This is a genomic window from Duganella sacchari, assembly GCF_900143065.1.
Lineage (GTDB): Bacteria > Pseudomonadota > Gammaproteobacteria > Burkholderiales > Burkholderiaceae_D > Rugamonas > Rugamonas sacchari.
Genome location: NZ_FRCX01000004.1, coordinates 419,980 through 436,260, shown reverse-complemented (window position 1 = coordinate 436,260; position 16,281 = coordinate 419,980). Strand labels below are relative to the sequence as shown.

Here is a 16,281-nt window from a genome sequence, read left to right as displayed (position 1 = left end):
CCCGTTATTCTCCTTTAATACGACGCCATCCGACCCGGTGCGCCTCTGCCGTATCCAGTTCCTTGGTGCGGCTGGTGGCGTTGCTGCCGTCGGCGAAGGTGGTAATCAGTTTCAACTGGCCGCTTGGCAGGCGCACGATGATGAAGCCCACCGCTGCTGAGGTGCTGGACAGCGTGGTGCCGGCCGGGTCGCCATTCACGCCCTGCCCCGTGCAGACGTCCACCTGGTACAGATTGCTGGTGCCGCCCACCGAACACGCCGACGAGGACGACGGGATATTGGTAATCACATTCACCACGCCGCTGACGATCTGCGGGTCGAGGTTCATGCGTTCGCCTGGATTCAGGTTCCAGTTGAAGTACCAGCCGTCCTTCTGACTCAGGTCGACCGGGTTGCTGGTGACGGCATAGGTCACCACATTGCTGGACGAGCCTTGTACGCTGAGTATCTGCTGCACCAGGTTGGAGCTCGGGATGGTGCCCAGCGCAGTGCCGCTGTCTTTCAGGCCGAACAGGCTTTGCACTGCGGTGTTGGAGGTATCCGGCACGTCCAGCAGCCGCCCCGTGCCGAACACCACGACGCGCGTGGCCGTGGTGCGCGTGGTCGAGACGCCGGAAGCGTCGGTGGTGGTGACCGGCACGCCGCACAGTGTCACATCCGGCCGCGTAGTGATGGGCTTGGTGATGCCGGCGTCGCCCATTTTCAGCACCGTGACCGCGCCCGTGGTAGCGGTCAGGTCGAAACGCCACATCTGGCCCAGTACATCGCCGCCATAAATGTAGGTCACCGTGGCGTCGGCGAGCGGATCGCTGCTGATGGCGGTAATCTTCGCCAGCCCCGATGGCGTAGTGGTATCGCCGGAATTGGTTTTGGCACGCGCCAGCACATTGCCGGTCGCCGCTTCGACGATGAACAGCATGCCGGTGCCGGAGCCGGTGCTCACGCCGTCCGTGCCGGGGATGTTGTTGTAGCCCGAGGTGAGGAACACCACCCATTTGCCCTGCCAGATGCCGAATTGCGGGTTGCCGAAGCTCAGCCCCAGTTCATCTTCATGGTGCTGCGGGCAGACGGCGGCATCGGCGCACAGTTCCCACATCACCTTGGGCGCGGTGGGGTCGGTGACATCCAGCGCATAGTAGCCGCGGCCACCGGCATTCAGGCCGCCGACCAGCATGGTGCGCCAGGCGCCGTTGATCTTGACGTCTGCGACTTCCGGCGAGCCGTCTGCAGTGAACTGGTGGTTGGTGCCGTAGGTGGTGCTGGCCAGCGCCGCCAGTTTGCTCATCACGATGCGCGGCACGTAGGCCCAGCGCTCGTTACCAGTGGCGCCGTCGAACGCGTGCAGCATGCCGTCGTTGGCCGCGACAAACACTGTGCCAGGGCGGTTGGCGTAAGCGGTTTTGTAATCGGTGTACGCCAGGTCGGGGTAGTTATTGTGGGGTTCGCGCAGATAGGCAGGTTTGGATGAGGCGATATCGCCGATCACGATGGGCACCGTGGCGCCGGTGGAATCGGTCGTGGTGCTGTACGCGCGGAACAGGTTGTCGTCCGCATAATCCTGCACGCCGCGCAGCCAGTTGACCATGTTGACGCCGTTGTTCACGGTCGCCTTGTCGGCGGCGGACAACAGCGTGCATTGCGCCAGGATGCTGCATTTGTTGGCGAACCAGGCCTGGGTGGCGCCGTCCATTACGCCAAACGAGAAGTTCACGGGCGCCGTTCCCGGCGCCTGCGAGGACTGCATCATCAGAATCTTGCGTGTGGCGATGGCTTTGCCGACGGTGCTGCTGGTGCTCCAGGCCGGATTCTGAATCACCGCGCCGGTGGTGGTGTCGATCTTGCGGTCGGTCAGTTCGCCATACCAGCGCACCGTGGTGAAGGTGGCGGAGAAAATGTCATTGTCGGTCAGCGTGATGTTCGGTGTCGATGTCGCCGCGGCCGCCGCCGCGCCGGTACGCACCTGCATATTGGACAGCGCCTCACGCAGGCCGTTCACCACGTCTTTCGGGTCCTGTGCGCTGAAGTATTTTCCGTGGCCATTGATGGCGGCATGCCACAGGTCGTCGACACGCTCCTGCACCGTGCTGGCGGTATTGGTGACGTCCGGGTCGGGCCAGACGTAGGCGCCACCACTGTTCCACGGACATCCCGTCGGCACCTGGGTAATCAGGTTGTAGAAATCGCCCCCTGACCTGGGCGCGGTGTCGTAGTTGGGCTCATATGTCATCACACCGTCCACGCCCAGGCCCAGCGTGTAGGTGTTCATATGCAGGTGCGTGTTTTCGCCGTTGGCTGCGGGGACGGAGCCGGGCTTGGTCATATCGGGTTCCAGCGCGGGCCGCAGCGAGATGGTGGTGGTGCTGGAACCGCCGTTGTACCAGTGCAGTGCGACGTCGGAAATCGACGGCTGGCTTTGCGCACGCGGGTCCACGCAGCCGGACGAGATGGTGCAGAAGCGCGCCGCATTCTCCACGTTGTCGTTGTTGACGACATTGCTGGTGCTGCTGCCGTTCCAGTAGCCGTCCGTGGTCAGTATCATGAAGTTGGGCTGGCACGGGAACTGCACCACTTCCTGCCCTGCCGCGTAGTTATACGGCGACAGGTTGGCGAACATGCGGCCGACATTGTCCATCGCGGTGCGGATCGGCGTGGAGCCGGATGTCGTCGTGTTGTACAGCGTGGTGTACCAGGTCGAGCGCGCGCTGCCGGTGAAGTCGGCTGGCTTCAGGTCCATCGCGGCGCCGGCGCCCGCATTGGAGAGCTTGACGTAGCCCACCTTGTAGTTGGCGGTAATCGGCGAAAACGCAATGCCCAATGAGGTCTTCATCATTTGCAGGCGACTCTTGTAGTACACATACCAGTTGGCGAAGTTGTTCATCTCTTCGGCATAGGTACAGGCGGCGCCAGCGCAGTCAATGCGGTCTACGGATTTCGGATAGGTCTGGCCGCTGACGATATTCACGCGCACAAACGGATTGGGTGCGCCGGAGCCTGCGGACAAGGAAGCCGTGGTGGTGGAAATGGTGTCCATCGCGGCAGCTGTCGCCGTGTAGCTTAATGTACCGGCGGAAGTCACACTGGCGATCGTGATGGCGCCCGTATTGGTTGCGGCGCCGCTATCCACGATGCACACGCTGTTGGCCGGCAGCGTGATGACGCAGTTGCTGTTACCGGTGACGTAGGCTTTGTAGGTGCCGCCGGTGCCGATCTGGTTCGCTACCAGGGTGGCGACGTTGGCGGCGGATTTGCTCTGGCCCAGCGTCAGGCTGTTGAACAAGGTGGTCGTGCTGCTGGCGACATACCTGGTCGTCCCCAGCGCTGGCGAGCCGCTGCTGGCGGTAGTTCCGGTGAACGTGAGATAGGCAGGCGCCACGCGCGCGGTGGTGGCCGTCACCGTAAAACCCCAGCCGGCGCGCGAGTTGTCGTTGACCGTGACGCAGTTGGTCAGGCTCTTGGAACCGGTACAGGTCACCGGCACCACCGCGACGATGTTATCGGCCGATAGCGTAATCCCGAACACGCTGCACGCCGGCACGGTGGCTTGCCCGGTAGGCGTTTTCACGCAAGCGTAGTATTGGTTGGTGGTGCTGCGCGCGATGATGTTGGCGGCGACAGTGCTGGCCAGCGTCTGCTGCTTCAGCGTGGTATTGGTACCGGTGGTGGCGGTCATGCTGCCGCTGGTGATGTTGACGCTGCCGCCCGATTCGGCAATCGCAATATTGGTGATGCTCAGCGACGTGGCGCTGGACGAGGCGCCAATCGCAATCGTGCCATACGAAGCGATGGCGCCGGAGGGCGACGAGTAGCCGGGATAGATAAAGCTGCCGACCCGCTTGCCCTGGCATTGCGTCAGCAGTTTGTCGCTGCACCAGCGCACCTTCACCGGCACCGGAAAGCCACTGGGTGCGGCCGCGCCGATCGACGTCGATTTGCAGTTCTTCATGGTGTCGTCCACACAGAACTGGCCGACGCCGATGGTGTAGTAGTAAGGGCCGGTGGTGATATCGATTGGCGTCTTGTACGTCGCGTCGGGGTAGCTGTAAGTCGAGGTATTGAACTGGCAGGAGCTGGCACTGCTGGAGGTACACCACTTCAGGTCTGGAAAACCGGTCACCAGATTGATGTTGTTGCTGCCCGTGTTGCCAAACAGGTCTGCGCGGCGCGCGCCAAAACCGTCATTGCTGACCACCGTCCAGTTGGAGGTGTTGGCGGCATTCTGCTCGGGATAGAAGGTGCCGTCGGACCTGATCGGCACCTGGTAGTGTATCGCCGGATTGTAGTACTGCTTGTTGAAGTCGGGACTCATGAACGGTGGATGCCCCACATTGCAGGCCATGACGCCGGCCTGCAGCGAGACATTGCTGCGGCATAGGTTGTCGTTGACGTAGTCCGGCGTGTAGGTCTGGTCCATCGATCCGGAGTTATCGAACAACAGCATCAGATTGGGCTTGACGGTGCCCGTGCCGGTGATATTCAGCAGCGGTACCTGGGCGATCTGGGTAGGCGCGGCCAGCACCGGCAAAGCGATCAACAGCGCCAGCAAGGAAAGTAGCTTCTTCATGATGAATCCTCAAGGGCCTTTCATGATGACGGCCTGCGTCACCACATTGCCGCCGCGCGGACCAAACACGCGCGCCGTTACGACGTAATGGATTTGGGCCGCACTGGCCAGGTTGGAGGCGTCGATCTTGAGCGTTTCGCCAAGTGCGCGCGGGCCGGTGGTGCCGGGGCGGGGCGCGGTGGTCTGGCAGCGGTTGGTCGGGTTGTCGTAAGCCCCGGTGAAGGCGCACATGCGGTGGATCACGTACTGCACCCGGTTGCCGTCCGCATCGGCCGGCAAGGTAATGGCGCCCAGCCAGAAGTTAGGATTACTGACGGTCCAGTTTTGCGCCAGCGTCGCCACGTAGCCGGCCGCCGCCTGGTCGGTCAGCAGCACATTCTTGTTGGGGATGGTGCGCAGGTAGGTGAAGCCCGCGTGCAGGCCCGCATCCGCAGCCTTGGTCAGCGCCGCCTCATACGCCAGGTTGGAGGTGGTCAGCGTGGTCGAGGTGCTGGACTTGAGCAGGTAGATACTGCTGACCATCATTACCGCCAGCATGATGAGCATGATGGGCAAGGCGATGCCGCGCTGGCGACGGAGGATGTGGGCGCGCATCATCATGGCCGGTATTGGGAATTCAGGATGGGGACGATGGTCTCGAACACGCGGTAGCGATAGCACTTCCAGCTGACCGCATCGCCGGCGACCGCCACGTTCACCTGCACCGGCACCGCCGCCACGCCATTCGGCACACTGGTGGAGAACACGGTAGGCAGCGTGCCGGTCGCAGTACACTGTCCCGCCAGATTGGGCTTCTCGACCGTTTTACTGCGCGCCACCACGGCAATCCGCACCGCTGCGATACGCTGATAATCGCCCGGGCCGCCCACCACGCCATCGCCGTCGGCGTCGATCATGGTCGGGCTCCAGCGCGTGAGCTGCATGCCGCCGTTGGTGGTTGGCAGCATCTGCGTGCCGTTACCGGCCGGGTTGGGGTCGTAATTGGCCAGCGCGCGCGTATCAAAACCGTATTGCGCCTTGATTGAAACGATGTTGTCGCTCACCGAGGCGCCATTCTGTTCCGAACCTGCCAGGTCGGTGGCACGCAGGCGCAGGATGCCGTTCTGCACCGACCAGGTATGGAAGTGCAGCAGGTTCGGCTGCCCCAGGTTGTACAGGAAGGTGACGTTCTTGGCGTAGGCCTGCGCCATGCTGGCGGCGGGATTGTAGCGATACGCGCCCCCCGTGTTGAGCAGCATTTCCGCACTGTGGCCCGTTGCCGGATTAAAGCCCGCCATCTGCATCACGGTGCAGGGACGGTCAGGCGACTGCGGCGCCACCACCAGCACATCGCCATTGTTGTAGCCATACGGCGAGCCTTGCGCGCCCACCACATAACTCTCGCCGCCGTAATCCGCCGTCATCAGGATGGAGCCCACGCCGGCATTGGAGCTGCCGCTGTTAAACGAGATCACATCCGGCGCCGCATTGTTCGACTGGATCACGACGGCGGCCAACGGCGTGATATCCGTGGCGTCGCGCTTCACGCTGAGCAGCGCATAGCCGCGCTGGTCGCTGAAGGTGGTATTGCAGCCGGCGACTGTGCGGTCGTTGAGGCCCCAGCCGGCGGTACTGGCGTCGCCGCTCAGCGAGAACATCGCCAGCATACCGTTCTGCATGGAGTCGCCGCCGCCCACTGCGGCGTCTTTATTGGTTTCGCCACTGATGACCAGGCGCGTGGCAAACAGCAGCGCCAGCATGCCGATCACCACGCTGACCATCAGTTCCACCAGCGAGAAGCCGCTGTTACGATGTTTTGCCAAGGTATCCATGTCAGCGCGCGATGTAGGAAGTGACCCGGTGGCGATTGATTTCGCTGCGCGCCTTGCGCTGCCAGCGGATGGAAATATCGACCTGATAGCGGTTCAGCGCCGGCTGGTCCTGTACCTGCACCGACAGCAACGCGCCCGGAATGGCGGCCTTGGTTTCGTTCGCCCACGGCAGCAGCAGCGCATTCGGCGTCCCGCTCTCCGCCAGATTGTAGGAGGTCGCATTGGGCAGGTCGGCGTTGATGACACCAATCAGCTTTTCGGTCGCCAGCGTGGCTTCCGCACGCATGCCAGCATCCGACAGCGCCGCGTAGGCGCGCGCCTGCAAGCCCACAGTCCCCAGCAAGCCGATGCCGAGGATGACAATGGCCAGCATGGCTTCCAGCAGTGCGATGCCGTGCTGGCGGCGTTGGCGTTGTATGCGGGTTTTCATGGTGGGCAGGCACGGTTATCGGTGGCGGGCAGCGAGGGATCGCATTTGGTCGCCATGCCGGCCAGCGTGACAACCAGCGCCACCACCGGCACCTGGCTGGCGTACTGGGTTGACGGGTCCAGACGCAGTTGCGTGAGGTTGGCGCCGAACGTGGTATCGACCCAGCCTGTCGCTGTGTAGTAGACCTGTGACGCCCCGGCCGGTAGCGTGGTTGGCTGCAGCACTTCCGACGACGGCAGCGCGTCGGCCGCGCGGAACACCGAACGGAAGCCGGCAGCGCCCTGCGGATCATTGGCGGCAGCGGCGCTGGTCGTTGACCACGTATTGTCGCCCGGCGCACACGTGGTGTTGGCGCCGACGAAGCAGATGTCCACCTGCCAGTCCATCTGCCCCGAATTGACGTTGGGCGTGAGCGAGATGCGGCTGAACGAATTGTGCGATACCGCCTGGCGCCGCGCCATGCTGAAGCCTTCCGCATAGAACTCGCTGGCGCCGCGTGCGCGGTTGGTCAGCAGCCAGTTGCTGGCGTTCGGGATGCCGATGGCCAGCATGATGCCAAAGATGGTGATGGTGACCAGCAGTTCAATCAGCGTAAAGCCTTTGCTGCGGTCAGCGCCTAGTCTTAATTGGAACATGCTCCACCTTTATGGTCCACCCAGCAGTTGGCGTTGGTTCCCCAGCCCGCCGGGCTGCCGGTCGTGGCATGGGTGCCGCTTTCGTTGATGGTGAAGACAAAACCATTCGCCTTGGCGGTGCCGGTGGCCGTGAGGGTGTAGGTTGAAGCGGTGGCATTGCTCAGGGCGTAGGTAAAGTTTGGGGTGCGGGCCGGGAAGCTGGGCGAGGTGTCGAAGCTGACGTAGGTGCGATTATTCGACCAGTACTGCTCGGCGGCGGTCTGCGCGCCGCCCAGCGCGGTGAAGGCTTCGCTGAGCCGGCCACGCGTGGTGTAATCGCTGTAGGCCGGAATCGCCACCGCCAGCAGGATGCCGACGATCGCCACGGTTATCATGACTTCAATCAGTGTGAAACCCTGCTGAATGCGTCGCTGCATGGCTTGCTCCCGGTTTTTTAGCCTATGAGGAACAGTGTAACCACGTTTGCTTGCATTTCCCTGAGGAAATCCTGACAAACCGCTGACAAGCGCACAAATTCAGGAAAATTTCACGCAGAACAGGGCGCCACGGCCGTCTGCGCCATCGCCCAGCGTCAACCGGGCGCCGTGGACCATGGCGATGTCGCGTACGATCGCCAGCCCCAGGCCGCTGCCGTGGGTGCGCTCGTCCAGCCGGACGTAGCGGCTGAACACCTGCTCGCGCTTGCCGGCCGGAATGCCGGGGCCATTGTCTTCCACGGTGAGCCAGCCCGGCCGCACGGTGACGGTGACCGCACCATGCGACGGCGTGTAGCTGATGGCGTTATCGATGAGATTGTCGATGAGGTCGCGCAGCAGGAAGCGGTCCCCCGTGACGACCGCCGGCTGCAGGTCAAAGCCGATGTCGATGTTTTTCAGCGTGGCCTGATCGACAAAGGCCTGCACCGCGTCAGCCACCAGCGCATCCAGCGCCAGCGGCTCCAGCCTGGCCTTTTCGAAGTGCTGCGGTTCGGCGCGGGCCAGCGCCAGCAGCTGATTGGTTTGCCGTATCATGCGCTCGGTCGCCGACAGCATCAACGCCAGCGATTGTGCGGTGTCCGGTTCGCCGTGCCGCGCCCGCAGCCATTCCAGCTGCGTCTTGAGGCCCGCCAGCGGCGTACGTAACTGATGGGCGACGTTGGCCAGAAAGTCCTGCCGCGCCCGCGCGCCCTCGCCCACCCTCGCCAGCAGGTCGTTGAACGCGGAGACGACGGCTTCCAGTTCGTGAGGCACTTCGCCGACAGCGATGGGCGCGAGATCGTCGGCAGCGCGCGCATGCAGGCCGGCGCTCAGACGATTCAGCGGACGCAAGCCGTTAGTGACCGAGAACCAGATCAGGCCCACGCACGCCAGCGCAAACACCACCTCCACCAGCACCAGTGTGCGCAGCACGGCCTCGCGCAGATGCGGTGGCGCCAGCATGTAGGCCAGCGCGCCGGCGCCCAGGTTCATGAGCAGGATCGGCGGTATCAGCCATTTAAGCAGGCGTAGCCGCACGCTGCTCATGCAGTCAGCTCCAGCATGTAGCCAAAGCCGCGGATGGTGCGGATAGAAACGCCGGCATCGGCAATCTTGAGCCGCAGGCGCGAGATATACACTTCCACCGCGTTGGGCGTGATGTCATCGCCCCACGGCAGGATGGCGTCGATGATCTGCTGTTTGGACACCACGCGCGCCGCATGCTGTAGGAGATATTCCAATACGGCCCACTCGCGCACCGACAATTCGGTCACCTTGTCGCCTACCCGCGCGCGCCTGGCATCCACATCCAGCGACAGCTTGCCCAGCGCCAGTCCTGTAGGACGAGGCGCATGGCGCCGCGCCAGCGCCTTGACGCGCGCCACTAGTTCCGCAGTCGCAAACGGCTTGACCAGATAATCGTCGGCGCCCAGTTCCAGGCCACGCACGCGGTCCTCGATGGCGTCGCGCGCGGTCAGCAGCAGCACCGGCACGGCGCTACCGCGCGCACGCAGTCGGCGCACCACTTCAAAGCCGTCCAGGCCGGGCAAGCCGATATCCAGCACCACGACCTCCGCTGCCACGGCGCGTTGCAGCAGCTGGTCCGCTTGCGTGCCGTTGGCGACCACCTCCACCGCCATGCCATGGCTGCCCAGTACGCGGCGCAGACCGTCGGCCAACACCACATCATCTTCCACTACCAGTATGTGCATAATCGTGCGCCACCTTGTCGGGGTTTATGCAATTATGCCGCTACCTCTCCGATAAAGACAGTGGCCCGTGTAGGACCAGGACTACAAGCGTGCATGGTCCATGCCTACATTTCCGCGTCCCCTGCTCTTATGTTCGCAAACTAACAATCCTCATAAAGTTACACCAACACGTAACTAGCTTGTGAGGATCACCATGAACACTACCGAAGTCATCGCAACCACCAGGAAAAACGCCAATAAAGTTGCGGCCCGGCCTGCGGTTACCTATAGCGGCGCCCAGCAGAACGAACTGCTGTCAGCCCTGCCGCGCGACGTCCTGGAATCCTTGTTCCCACACCTGGAGCTGGTGCAACTGCCGTTTGGCAAAGAGCTGTTTGAATTCGGCACCACGATGGAGTACGTCCACTTCCCGACCTCGGCGATCGTCTCGCTGCTGTATGTGATGGAAGACGGCGCCACCACCGAGATTGCTGTGGTAGGTCATGAAGGCGTGGTGGGCGTGTCGCTGTTTGAAGGCGAGCGCGCCATGTGCAGCGCGGTGGTGCAAGCCGCCGGCTATGGCTACCGCATGAAGGCCCAGCATCTGCGCGAAGCGTTCAGCAAGGGTGGCGCCCTGCCCGCGCTGCTGATGCGCTACAACACCGCGCTGTTCGCGCAGATGGCGCAGAACGCCGTGGGCGGCCGCCACAGCTCGATCGAACAAAAGCTGTGCCGCTGGCTGCTGGACCGCCTGGACCGCTCGCCATCGAACGCCCTGAAAGTCACGCAGGAAATGATCTCGATTATGCTGGGCGTGCGCCGCGAAAGCATTACCGCCGCCGCCGGCAAGCTGCAGGACGAAGGCCTGATTACCTACCGCCGCGGCAATATCACTGTGCTTGATCGCTCAGGCTTGGAGGATTATGCGGGTGAGTGCTATAAGGTGGCGAAGACGGAGTTTGATCGTCTGCGGGTGGATGTAGCACGCTGCTAATCACGTCGCTGATGGCAGGCGGCAGCGCCGGGATGGGTGCTGCTGCTCCGGAAGTCGCGCCGCGCAGCGGTATCGCCACCTCGATACATGTCCCCATATCGTTGCGGCCACGACGGATATTCATGCTGCCGCCCAGCAGCAAGGCACGTTCCCGCATGCCCAGCAAACCATGCGACATGGGCTTGACGATGTTGTCGGACGAAATGCCGATACCATCATCAATAATCCGCAGCATCAGGCCATCGCCATTGCGGGCCAGCGTGACGGTGACGCGGCTGGCCTTGGCGTATTTGCGGATATTGGTCAGCGACTCCTGCACGATGCGGAACAGCGCAATCGCCAGATCGCCACCCGAGGTACGGGCCGCATGTTCAATTTCCGCCGCCACACTGCAATCGCAGCGCACCTGCGACAGGCGGCTGAACTCTTCGCAATAACTTTCAATGGCTGCACACAGGCCCAGGTTGTCCAGCAGACTGGGGCGCAGATTCTCGACGATGCGGCGCTTCATCTCCACTGTCTCCACCAGCGTGGCGCGGGCGCGCTTGAGCTGCTCGGCCAGCTCCGGGTGGCTATCGCGCAACTGCTTGGTGACAGCGCCGATATCCATGCCGATCGACGTCAGGTTGGCACCCAGTTCATCGTGCAGCTCGCGCGACAGACGCACCTTTTCTTCTTCGCTGATGCTGATGAGATGGCGCGACAGCACCGACAGCTGTTCGGTACGCTGCTCCACGGTCGATTCCAGATTCTCGTTGGCGCTTTGCAGCGCATGCTCGACTGCAGCGCGGTGCGCAAAGCTGCGCCGCACCAGCTGATAAAACATGATCAGCACCAGGATCGCCAGCGCATTGATGCTCACGCCCAGCCACACCGCCTTCTGGTATTCCTGGTAAAACATCGAGCTGCGCGCATTCAACGTTTCATTCTGCTCCTGCTCCATGATGACTACCAGCAGACGGATTTCGTCCATGCTGGCACGGTCGTCGCTGAGCTGGGCGATCTTGACGATTTCAGCCAGGCCGCCGTCACGGTAGACATCAATCGCCTGGCTCATGATGCTGAGGCGGCGGCGCACCAGCGTGTGCAGCTGGGTCAGGTTCTTGAGCTGCGACGGATTATCCGCCAGCAGTTTTTCCAGTTCCTTGAATTCGGTTTCGCTATCGGCCAGCGCGGTGCGGGTCGGTCCCAGGTAGGAATCACGGCCGGACAGAAAATAGCTGCGCATGCTGCTTTCCGCATCAAGCACCAGCACATTGAGATATTGAAGACGGTCAGCCACGCGCGCAGTCTGGCTCAGCAGAACTTGCGCGCCGCGCAGCGCTTGCAGATTGTGGAACAGGCTGAAACCGTTGACGATCAACAGCAGCGCGCACGTCACGCACAAGACGGTCTTGTACAGCGGCAAACGATGATGCGTCGCTGTCTGGACGGTGAAATACATCCGTTTCCTTCACTATAGTTTCCGGGCGGGGATGCGCCCAGACTAAGCAATTATAGACTGGAAGGAATTTTTTCGCGTTTGCGCGCACCGCAAGCGTGCGCGCGTGTTGCTAGTCAAGAAGATTGTTTTTCATGGCGTAATAGGTCAGGTCCGAATTGGACTGCATCCCCATTTTCTCCATGATACGGGTGCGGTAAGTTGACACCGTTTTGATGCTCAGCGACAGCGCCACACCGATGTCCGACACCGTCGCACCGCGCGCCAGACGCAGGAAGACCTGGAACTCGCGGTCCGACAACTCAGTATGCAGCGCCGTGTTTGGATCGCGGTCAAAGCTCTGCGCCAGCAGTTCGCCCACTTGCGAGCTCACATAGCGGCGCCCCTGATACACGGTCCGCACGGCAGTCATCAGCTCATCCGCTTCACATTCCTTGTTCAGATAACCGTTGGCGCCCATCTTGAACAGATTCAGCGCGTACTGCTGGGCTGGGTAGCCGGACAGGATCAGCACCGGCAAATCCGGCTGGCCCTGGCGTATGGTGCGCAACGTGTCGATACCGCTCTGATCAGGCATAGCGATATCGAGCAGCAGCACGTCGCAAATTTCGCGGCGGGCGATATCCAGCGCTTCACGGCCGGTACCGGCTTCCGCCACGACGTCGAAATCATCCGACGATGAAAAAATCTGTTTAAAGCCTGCTCTTACAATTTGATGGTCGTCACAAATGGCAACGCGTATCATTGTTTCCTCTCGTCGTGCCCGTACATAGCGGGCTATCCGCCACCGTGCATCAGCGTCGCTGATAATCGAATAACATTGAAAGTATAGCAGCAATCAATTCCCGGACCGCGCTTTGCGCCTGCGGTGCGCGCCTCTGCTGTCGCTCTTCAGTCCTGCTTAAGCAACCCCAGGATGGCCAGTAACTCGCTGCGTATCATTTCGCGGTCCAGCGGAGGTTCAACGGCTACCGCATCCACTCCGTTGACTGCTCCACCATCATACTCCGCGGCGGCGCCGTCGTAAGCACGGCTATCGAGTTTGTTGCGTGCACCGCTGATGGTGAAGCCCTGTTCATACAGCAGCTCACGGATACGGCGGATCAGCAGCACTTCATGATGCTGGTAATAGCGGCGGTTGCCGCGGCGTTTGACCGGCTTGAGCTGGGTGAATTCCTGCTCCCAGTAACGCAACACATGCGGCTTGACGCCGCACAGCTCGCTGACCTCACCGATGGTGAAATAGCGTTTGGCTGGAATCGGCGGCAAGACGACCAGTTCGGACTTGGCGAGTCGATCGTTCATCGCTGCTTAGCTCCCGTTCAGGCGGCGCGCGCCATCGGATTGCTCTCTTCTACCATGCCCTTGAGTTTTTGACTGGCGTGGAAGGTCACGACGCGGCGCGCCGTGATCGGGATTTCTTCGCCCGTCTTCGGATTCCGGCCCGGGCGCTGCGGCTTGTCGCGCAGCTGGAAATTACCGAAACCGGACAGTTTGACGGCCTCGCCGCGCTCGAGCGCGTTGCGGATTTCGTCAAAGAAGGTTTCCACCATGTCCTTGGCCTCACGCTTATTCAGACCGACTTGCTCGAACAACAGTTCGGCCAGCTCTGCCTTGGTCAGCGTCGGCAAATCTTTTTCCGCATCCTGGCGCACTTTGGCAACCTGCATGGCCCGGTGCAGATCGGCAGCCAATGCGGATTGGAGTACGGCGGAATCAACGTCGTTGTTATTAATTTTCCAGCCCTGCCTTATATCAAAAATGAACAAGTCCGGCACAGGCCGGACTCCCGATTAGTCAAAAATGCAACGCTTAAGAACGCAGGCGAGCACCATGTTTTTGCTTCGCAGCGTCGCCGGCGGCAGCCATCACAGCTTCCACTACATCGTCTTGCAGCGTGTTTTGAGTATCTTGCAAGCTAAAGCGGAAAGCAAGCGATTTTTCGTCCGCCTCCAACCCTTTACCACGATATTCGTCAAACAAAACAATGGCTTGCACAATCTTGCCTTGCGGACTTGCTTGCACAGCGGCATTAAACGCATCCAGCAAATCCTGTGCTGGGACCGCCTGCTTGACGACCACAGCCAGGTCACGGGTGGCGCCCGGGAACTTGGAAATTTCGTCATATTTTGGCACAGGCCGTTGCTGCAAGGCAATCGCCTCAACTTCAAACACAACGGGGGCGTTTGGCAGCTCGTATTTCTGCAGCCAGCGCGGGTGCAGCTCGCCGATAAAGCCGATGACCTTGCCGTCCAGCAGCACGTGGGCCGAGCGGCCAGGGTGCAGCGCCGGGTGTTCCGCCTTCACGAAACGCAGCTGTACTGGCGCGAACAGATTCTCCAGGTCGGCCTTGACGTCAAAGAAGTCCACGGCACGGGTGGCCTGGCCCCACTGCTCGTCCGCCACCGGACCGTAGGCAATGCCTGCCACGCGCTTAGGCTGGTGGTAACCGGCCACGGTCAGCGCGCCATCGGCCACGCTGTCGTCACGGTGATAGGTCGCGCCGATTTCAAACGCGCGTACGCGGCTGGTCTTGCGGTTCAGGTTGTAACGCACATTGGCCACCAGGCTGCCGACCAGCGTCGAACGCATCACGCTCAGCTGGCTGGCGATCGGGTTCTGCAGCTTGATCGGATTGGTGTTGCCGCCAAAGTCCGCTTCCCATGCCGCTTCCACGAAGCTCATGTTGACCACTTCCTGATAGCCCAGATCGGCCAGCTGGTGGCGCACCGCGAACAGCGAACGGGTGTTTTCCGGCGCGATAATCATGGTGTTGGCCGCCACAGGCGCCACGGTCGGGATGTTCTCGAAGCCGTAGACACGCGCCACTTCCTCGATCAGGTCTTCCTCGATTTCGATGTCGAAGCGGTACGAGGGTGCGTTCACGCTGAACACGCCGTCTTCCAGCGTGAACGGCAGCGCCAGACGGGTAAAGATGTCCGCGATGACCTGGTCGTCCAGCGCCACGCCGATCACCTTCTGCGCACGCGCGGTGCGCAGCTTGACTGGCTGAGGCTGAGGCAGATTGACAATCTGGTCGTCCACCGGACCCACTTGCGTCGTCGCGGTGCCGCAAATTTCGATCAGCAGTGCGGTAATGCGCTCGATATGCTCCACGGTGGTGGCATAGTCCACGCCACGCTCGAAGCGGTGCGCTGCGTCGGTCGAGAAGTTGTACTTGCGGGCACGGCCCTGGATGGCATTTGGCCACCAGAACGCTGCTTCCAGATAGATGTTTTCGGTGTCCAGCGACACGGCCGTGGCATCGCCGCCCATGATGCCGGCCAGCGATTCGATTTCCTGGTCGTCGGCGATCACACCAACCCACTCATCGATCTCGATGGTGTTACCGTTCAACAGCTTGAGCGATTCGCCCTTGCGACCCCAGCGCACGTCCAGGCCGCCGTGGATCTTGGCCAGATCGAACACGTGGGTCGGACGGCCCAACTCCAGCATGACGTAGTTGGAGATGTCCACCAGCGCCGACACCGAACGCTGGCCGCTGCGCTCGAGGCGCTGCTTCATCCAGTCCGGGGTGACGGCCTTGGCATTCAGGTTGCGGATCACACGGCCCGAGAAACGGCCGCACAGGTCCGGCGCCGAGATTTTCACCGGCAGTTTTTCATCGCTGTTGACCGTCACCGCACGGAAGGTCGGCGCCGTCAGCGTCACGCCTGTCAGCGCCGACACTTCACGCGCCACGCCCAGTACCGACAGGCAGTCCGCCTTGTTCGGGGTCAGCTTGATGGTGAACTTGAGATCGTTCAGCGCGTAGTAGTCGCGGAAGTTCTTGCCGATCGGCGCGTCGTCCGGCAGTTCCAGCAGGCCGCTGCCCTCTTCCGACAGTTTCAGTTCCTTGGCCGAGCACAGCATGCCTTGCGACTCGACGCCGCGCAGCTGGCCCACCTTGATTTCAAACGGCTTGCCATCGGCGCCTGGCGGCAGCACGGCGCCAGCCATGGCGCACACCACCTTCAGGCCCGGGCGCACATTCGGCGCGCCGCAGACGATGTTGAGCAAGGTGCCGGTGCCGACGTCGACCTGGCAGACGTTCAGGCGGTCCGCATTCGGGTGCTTCATCATTTCGCGCACGTGGCCAACCACCACGTTGGAGAACGGCGGCGCGACAGCTTCCACTTCTTCCACTTCCAGGCCGGACATCGTCAGCAGATGGGCCAGTTCATCCGAAGTCATCTTCGGATCGACCATGGTACGGAGCCAGTTTTCGGAGAATTGCATATTCGTTCGAACTTTCTTGTTATC

The 16,281-nt window shown here is 61.8% G+C and carries 14 protein-coding genes; 1 reads left to right on the top strand and 13 read right to left on the bottom strand.

The annotated features are described in order from the left end of the window. Positions 1–4: 4 nt before the first annotated feature. The 8 genes from BUA36_RS11050 to BUA36_RS11015 form a co-directional block, all read right to left on the bottom strand. Complete coding sequence (locus BUA36_RS11050; protein ID WP_072784391.1) at positions 5–4,561, bottom strand: PilC/PilY family type IV pilus protein; 4,557 nt, start codon at positions 4,559–4,561, stop codon at positions 5–7. Positions 4,562–4,570: 9 nt separating this feature from the next. Next, on the bottom strand, positions 4,571–5,161 hold the full coding sequence (locus tag BUA36_RS11045) for a pilus assembly PilX family protein (protein WP_229255671.1): 591 nt from the start codon (positions 5,159–5,161) through the stop codon (positions 4,571–4,573). Then, the gene (locus tag BUA36_RS11040; protein ID WP_072784390.1) at positions 5,158–6,372 is read right to left on the bottom strand and encodes a PilW family protein; all 1,215 of its coding nucleotides are present in this window, start codon (positions 6,370–6,372) and stop codon (positions 5,158–5,160) included. Before BUA36_RS11040 ends, BUA36_RS11045 begins: the two co-directional genes overlap by 4 nt. A gap of 1 nt (position 6,373) precedes the next feature. Continuing rightward, positions 6,374–6,802 carry a type IV pilus modification PilV family protein gene (locus BUA36_RS11035; RefSeq protein WP_072784388.1) on the bottom strand — a complete coding sequence of 143 codons (429 nt, stop codon included), beginning with the start codon at positions 6,800–6,802 and terminating at the stop codon, positions 6,374–6,376. Next, on the bottom strand, positions 6,799–7,437 hold the full coding sequence (locus BUA36_RS11030) for a pilus assembly FimT family protein (protein WP_072784385.1): 639 nt from the start codon (positions 7,435–7,437) through the stop codon (positions 6,799–6,801). Before BUA36_RS11030 ends, BUA36_RS11035 begins: the two co-directional genes overlap by 4 nt. Then, positions 7,425–7,853, bottom strand: a complete 429-nt coding sequence (locus BUA36_RS11025; RefSeq protein ID WP_072784383.1) for a type IV pilin protein — start codon at positions 7,851–7,853, stop codon at positions 7,425–7,427. The genes BUA36_RS11030 and BUA36_RS11025 overlap by 13 nt, the downstream gene beginning before the upstream one ends. A gap of 99 nt (positions 7,854–7,952) precedes the next feature. Beyond that, positions 7,953–8,939 (bottom strand): sensor histidine kinase, encoded by a 987-nt coding sequence (locus tag BUA36_RS11020; RefSeq protein ID WP_072784381.1) that lies wholly within the window; start codon positions 8,937–8,939, stop codon positions 7,953–7,955. Further along, on the bottom strand, positions 8,936–9,604 hold the full coding sequence (locus tag BUA36_RS11015) for a response regulator transcription factor (RefSeq protein ID WP_072784379.1): 669 nt from the start codon (positions 9,602–9,604) through the stop codon (positions 8,936–8,938). Before BUA36_RS11015 ends, BUA36_RS11020 begins: the two co-directional genes overlap by 4 nt. A gap of 193 nt (positions 9,605–9,797) precedes the next feature. Between BUA36_RS11015 and BUA36_RS11010 the strand changes: the two genes are divergently transcribed. Further along, positions 9,798–10,577: a Crp/Fnr family transcriptional regulator gene (locus tag BUA36_RS11010; protein ID WP_072784376.1), complete on the top strand. Its 780-nt coding sequence runs from the start codon at positions 9,798–9,800 to the stop codon at positions 10,575–10,577. Here BUA36_RS11010 and BUA36_RS11005 read toward each other — a convergent pair. From BUA36_RS11005 to pheT, 5 genes are all read right to left on the bottom strand, one after another. After that, positions 10,474–12,021 (bottom strand): CHASE3 domain-containing protein, encoded by a 1,548-nt coding sequence (locus tag BUA36_RS11005; RefSeq protein WP_072784374.1) that lies wholly within the window; start codon positions 12,019–12,021, stop codon positions 10,474–10,476. The genes BUA36_RS11010 and BUA36_RS11005 overlap by 104 nt on opposite strands. Before the next feature lie 109 nt (positions 12,022–12,130). After that, positions 12,131–12,763, bottom strand: coding sequence for a response regulator (locus tag BUA36_RS11000; RefSeq protein WP_072784372.1), 633 nt, complete (start codon positions 12,761–12,763; stop codon positions 12,131–12,133). A 146-nt stretch (positions 12,764–12,909) separates the two neighbouring features. Further along, positions 12,910–13,323 carry a MerR family transcriptional regulator gene (locus BUA36_RS10995; protein WP_072784369.1) on the bottom strand — a complete coding sequence of 138 codons (414 nt, stop codon included), beginning with the start codon at positions 13,321–13,323 and terminating at the stop codon, positions 12,910–12,912. A 17-nt stretch (positions 13,324–13,340) separates the two neighbouring features. Next, complete coding sequence (locus BUA36_RS10990) at positions 13,341–13,688, bottom strand: integration host factor subunit alpha (protein WP_019919772.1); 348 nt, start codon at positions 13,686–13,688, stop codon at positions 13,341–13,343. Positions 13,689–13,830: 142 nt separating this feature from the next. Continuing rightward, positions 13,831–16,257 carry a phenylalanine--tRNA ligase subunit beta gene (gene pheT, locus BUA36_RS10985; RefSeq protein ID WP_072784366.1) on the bottom strand — a complete coding sequence of 809 codons (2,427 nt, stop codon included), beginning with the start codon at positions 16,255–16,257 and terminating at the stop codon, positions 13,831–13,833. Positions 16,258–16,281: the final 24 nt, after the last annotated feature.

Coding starts and splice junctions, on each gene's coding strand:
- BUA36_RS11050 (WP_072784391.1), bottom strand. CDS start 4,561: ATGAAGAAGCTACTTTCCTTGCTGGCGCTGTTGATCGCTTTGCCGGTG.
- BUA36_RS11045 (WP_229255671.1), bottom strand. CDS start 5,161: ATGATGATGCGCGCCCACATCCTCCGTCGCCAGCGCGGCATCGCCTTG.
- BUA36_RS11040 (WP_072784390.1), bottom strand. CDS start 6,372: ATGGATACCTTGGCAAAACATCGTAACAGCGGCTTCTCGCTGGTGGAA.
- BUA36_RS11035 (WP_072784388.1), bottom strand. CDS start 6,802: ATGAAAACCCGCATACAACGCCAACGCCGCCAGCACGGCATCGCACTG.
- BUA36_RS11030 (WP_072784385.1), bottom strand. CDS start 7,437: ATGTTCCAATTAAGACTAGGCGCTGACCGCAGCAAAGGCTTTACGCTG.
- BUA36_RS11025 (WP_072784383.1), bottom strand. CDS start 7,853: ATGCAGCGACGCATTCAGCAGGGTTTCACACTGATTGAAGTCATGATA.
- BUA36_RS11020 (WP_072784381.1), bottom strand. CDS start 8,939: ATGAGCAGCGTGCGGCTACGCCTGCTTAAATGGCTGATACCGCCGATC.
- BUA36_RS11015 (WP_072784379.1), bottom strand. CDS start 9,604: ATGCACATACTGGTAGTGGAAGATGATGTGGTGTTGGCCGACGGTCTG.
- BUA36_RS11010 (WP_072784376.1), top strand. CDS start 9,798: ATGAACACTACCGAAGTCATCGCAACCACCAGGAAAAACGCCAATAAA.
- BUA36_RS11005 (WP_072784374.1), bottom strand. CDS start 12,021: ATGTATTTCACCGTCCAGACAGCGACGCATCATCGTTTGCCGCTGTAC.
- BUA36_RS11000 (WP_072784372.1), bottom strand. CDS start 12,763: ATGATACGCGTTGCCATTTGTGACGACCATCAAATTGTAAGAGCAGGC.
- BUA36_RS10995 (WP_072784369.1), bottom strand. CDS start 13,323: ATGAACGATCGACTCGCCAAGTCCGAACTGGTCGTCTTGCCGCCGATT.
- BUA36_RS10990 (WP_019919772.1), bottom strand. CDS start 13,688: ATGCAGGTTGCCAAAGTGCGCCAGGATGCGGAAAAAGATTTGCCGACG.
- pheT (WP_072784366.1), bottom strand. CDS start 16,257: ATGCAATTCTCCGAAAACTGGCTCCGTACCATGGTCGATCCGAAGATG.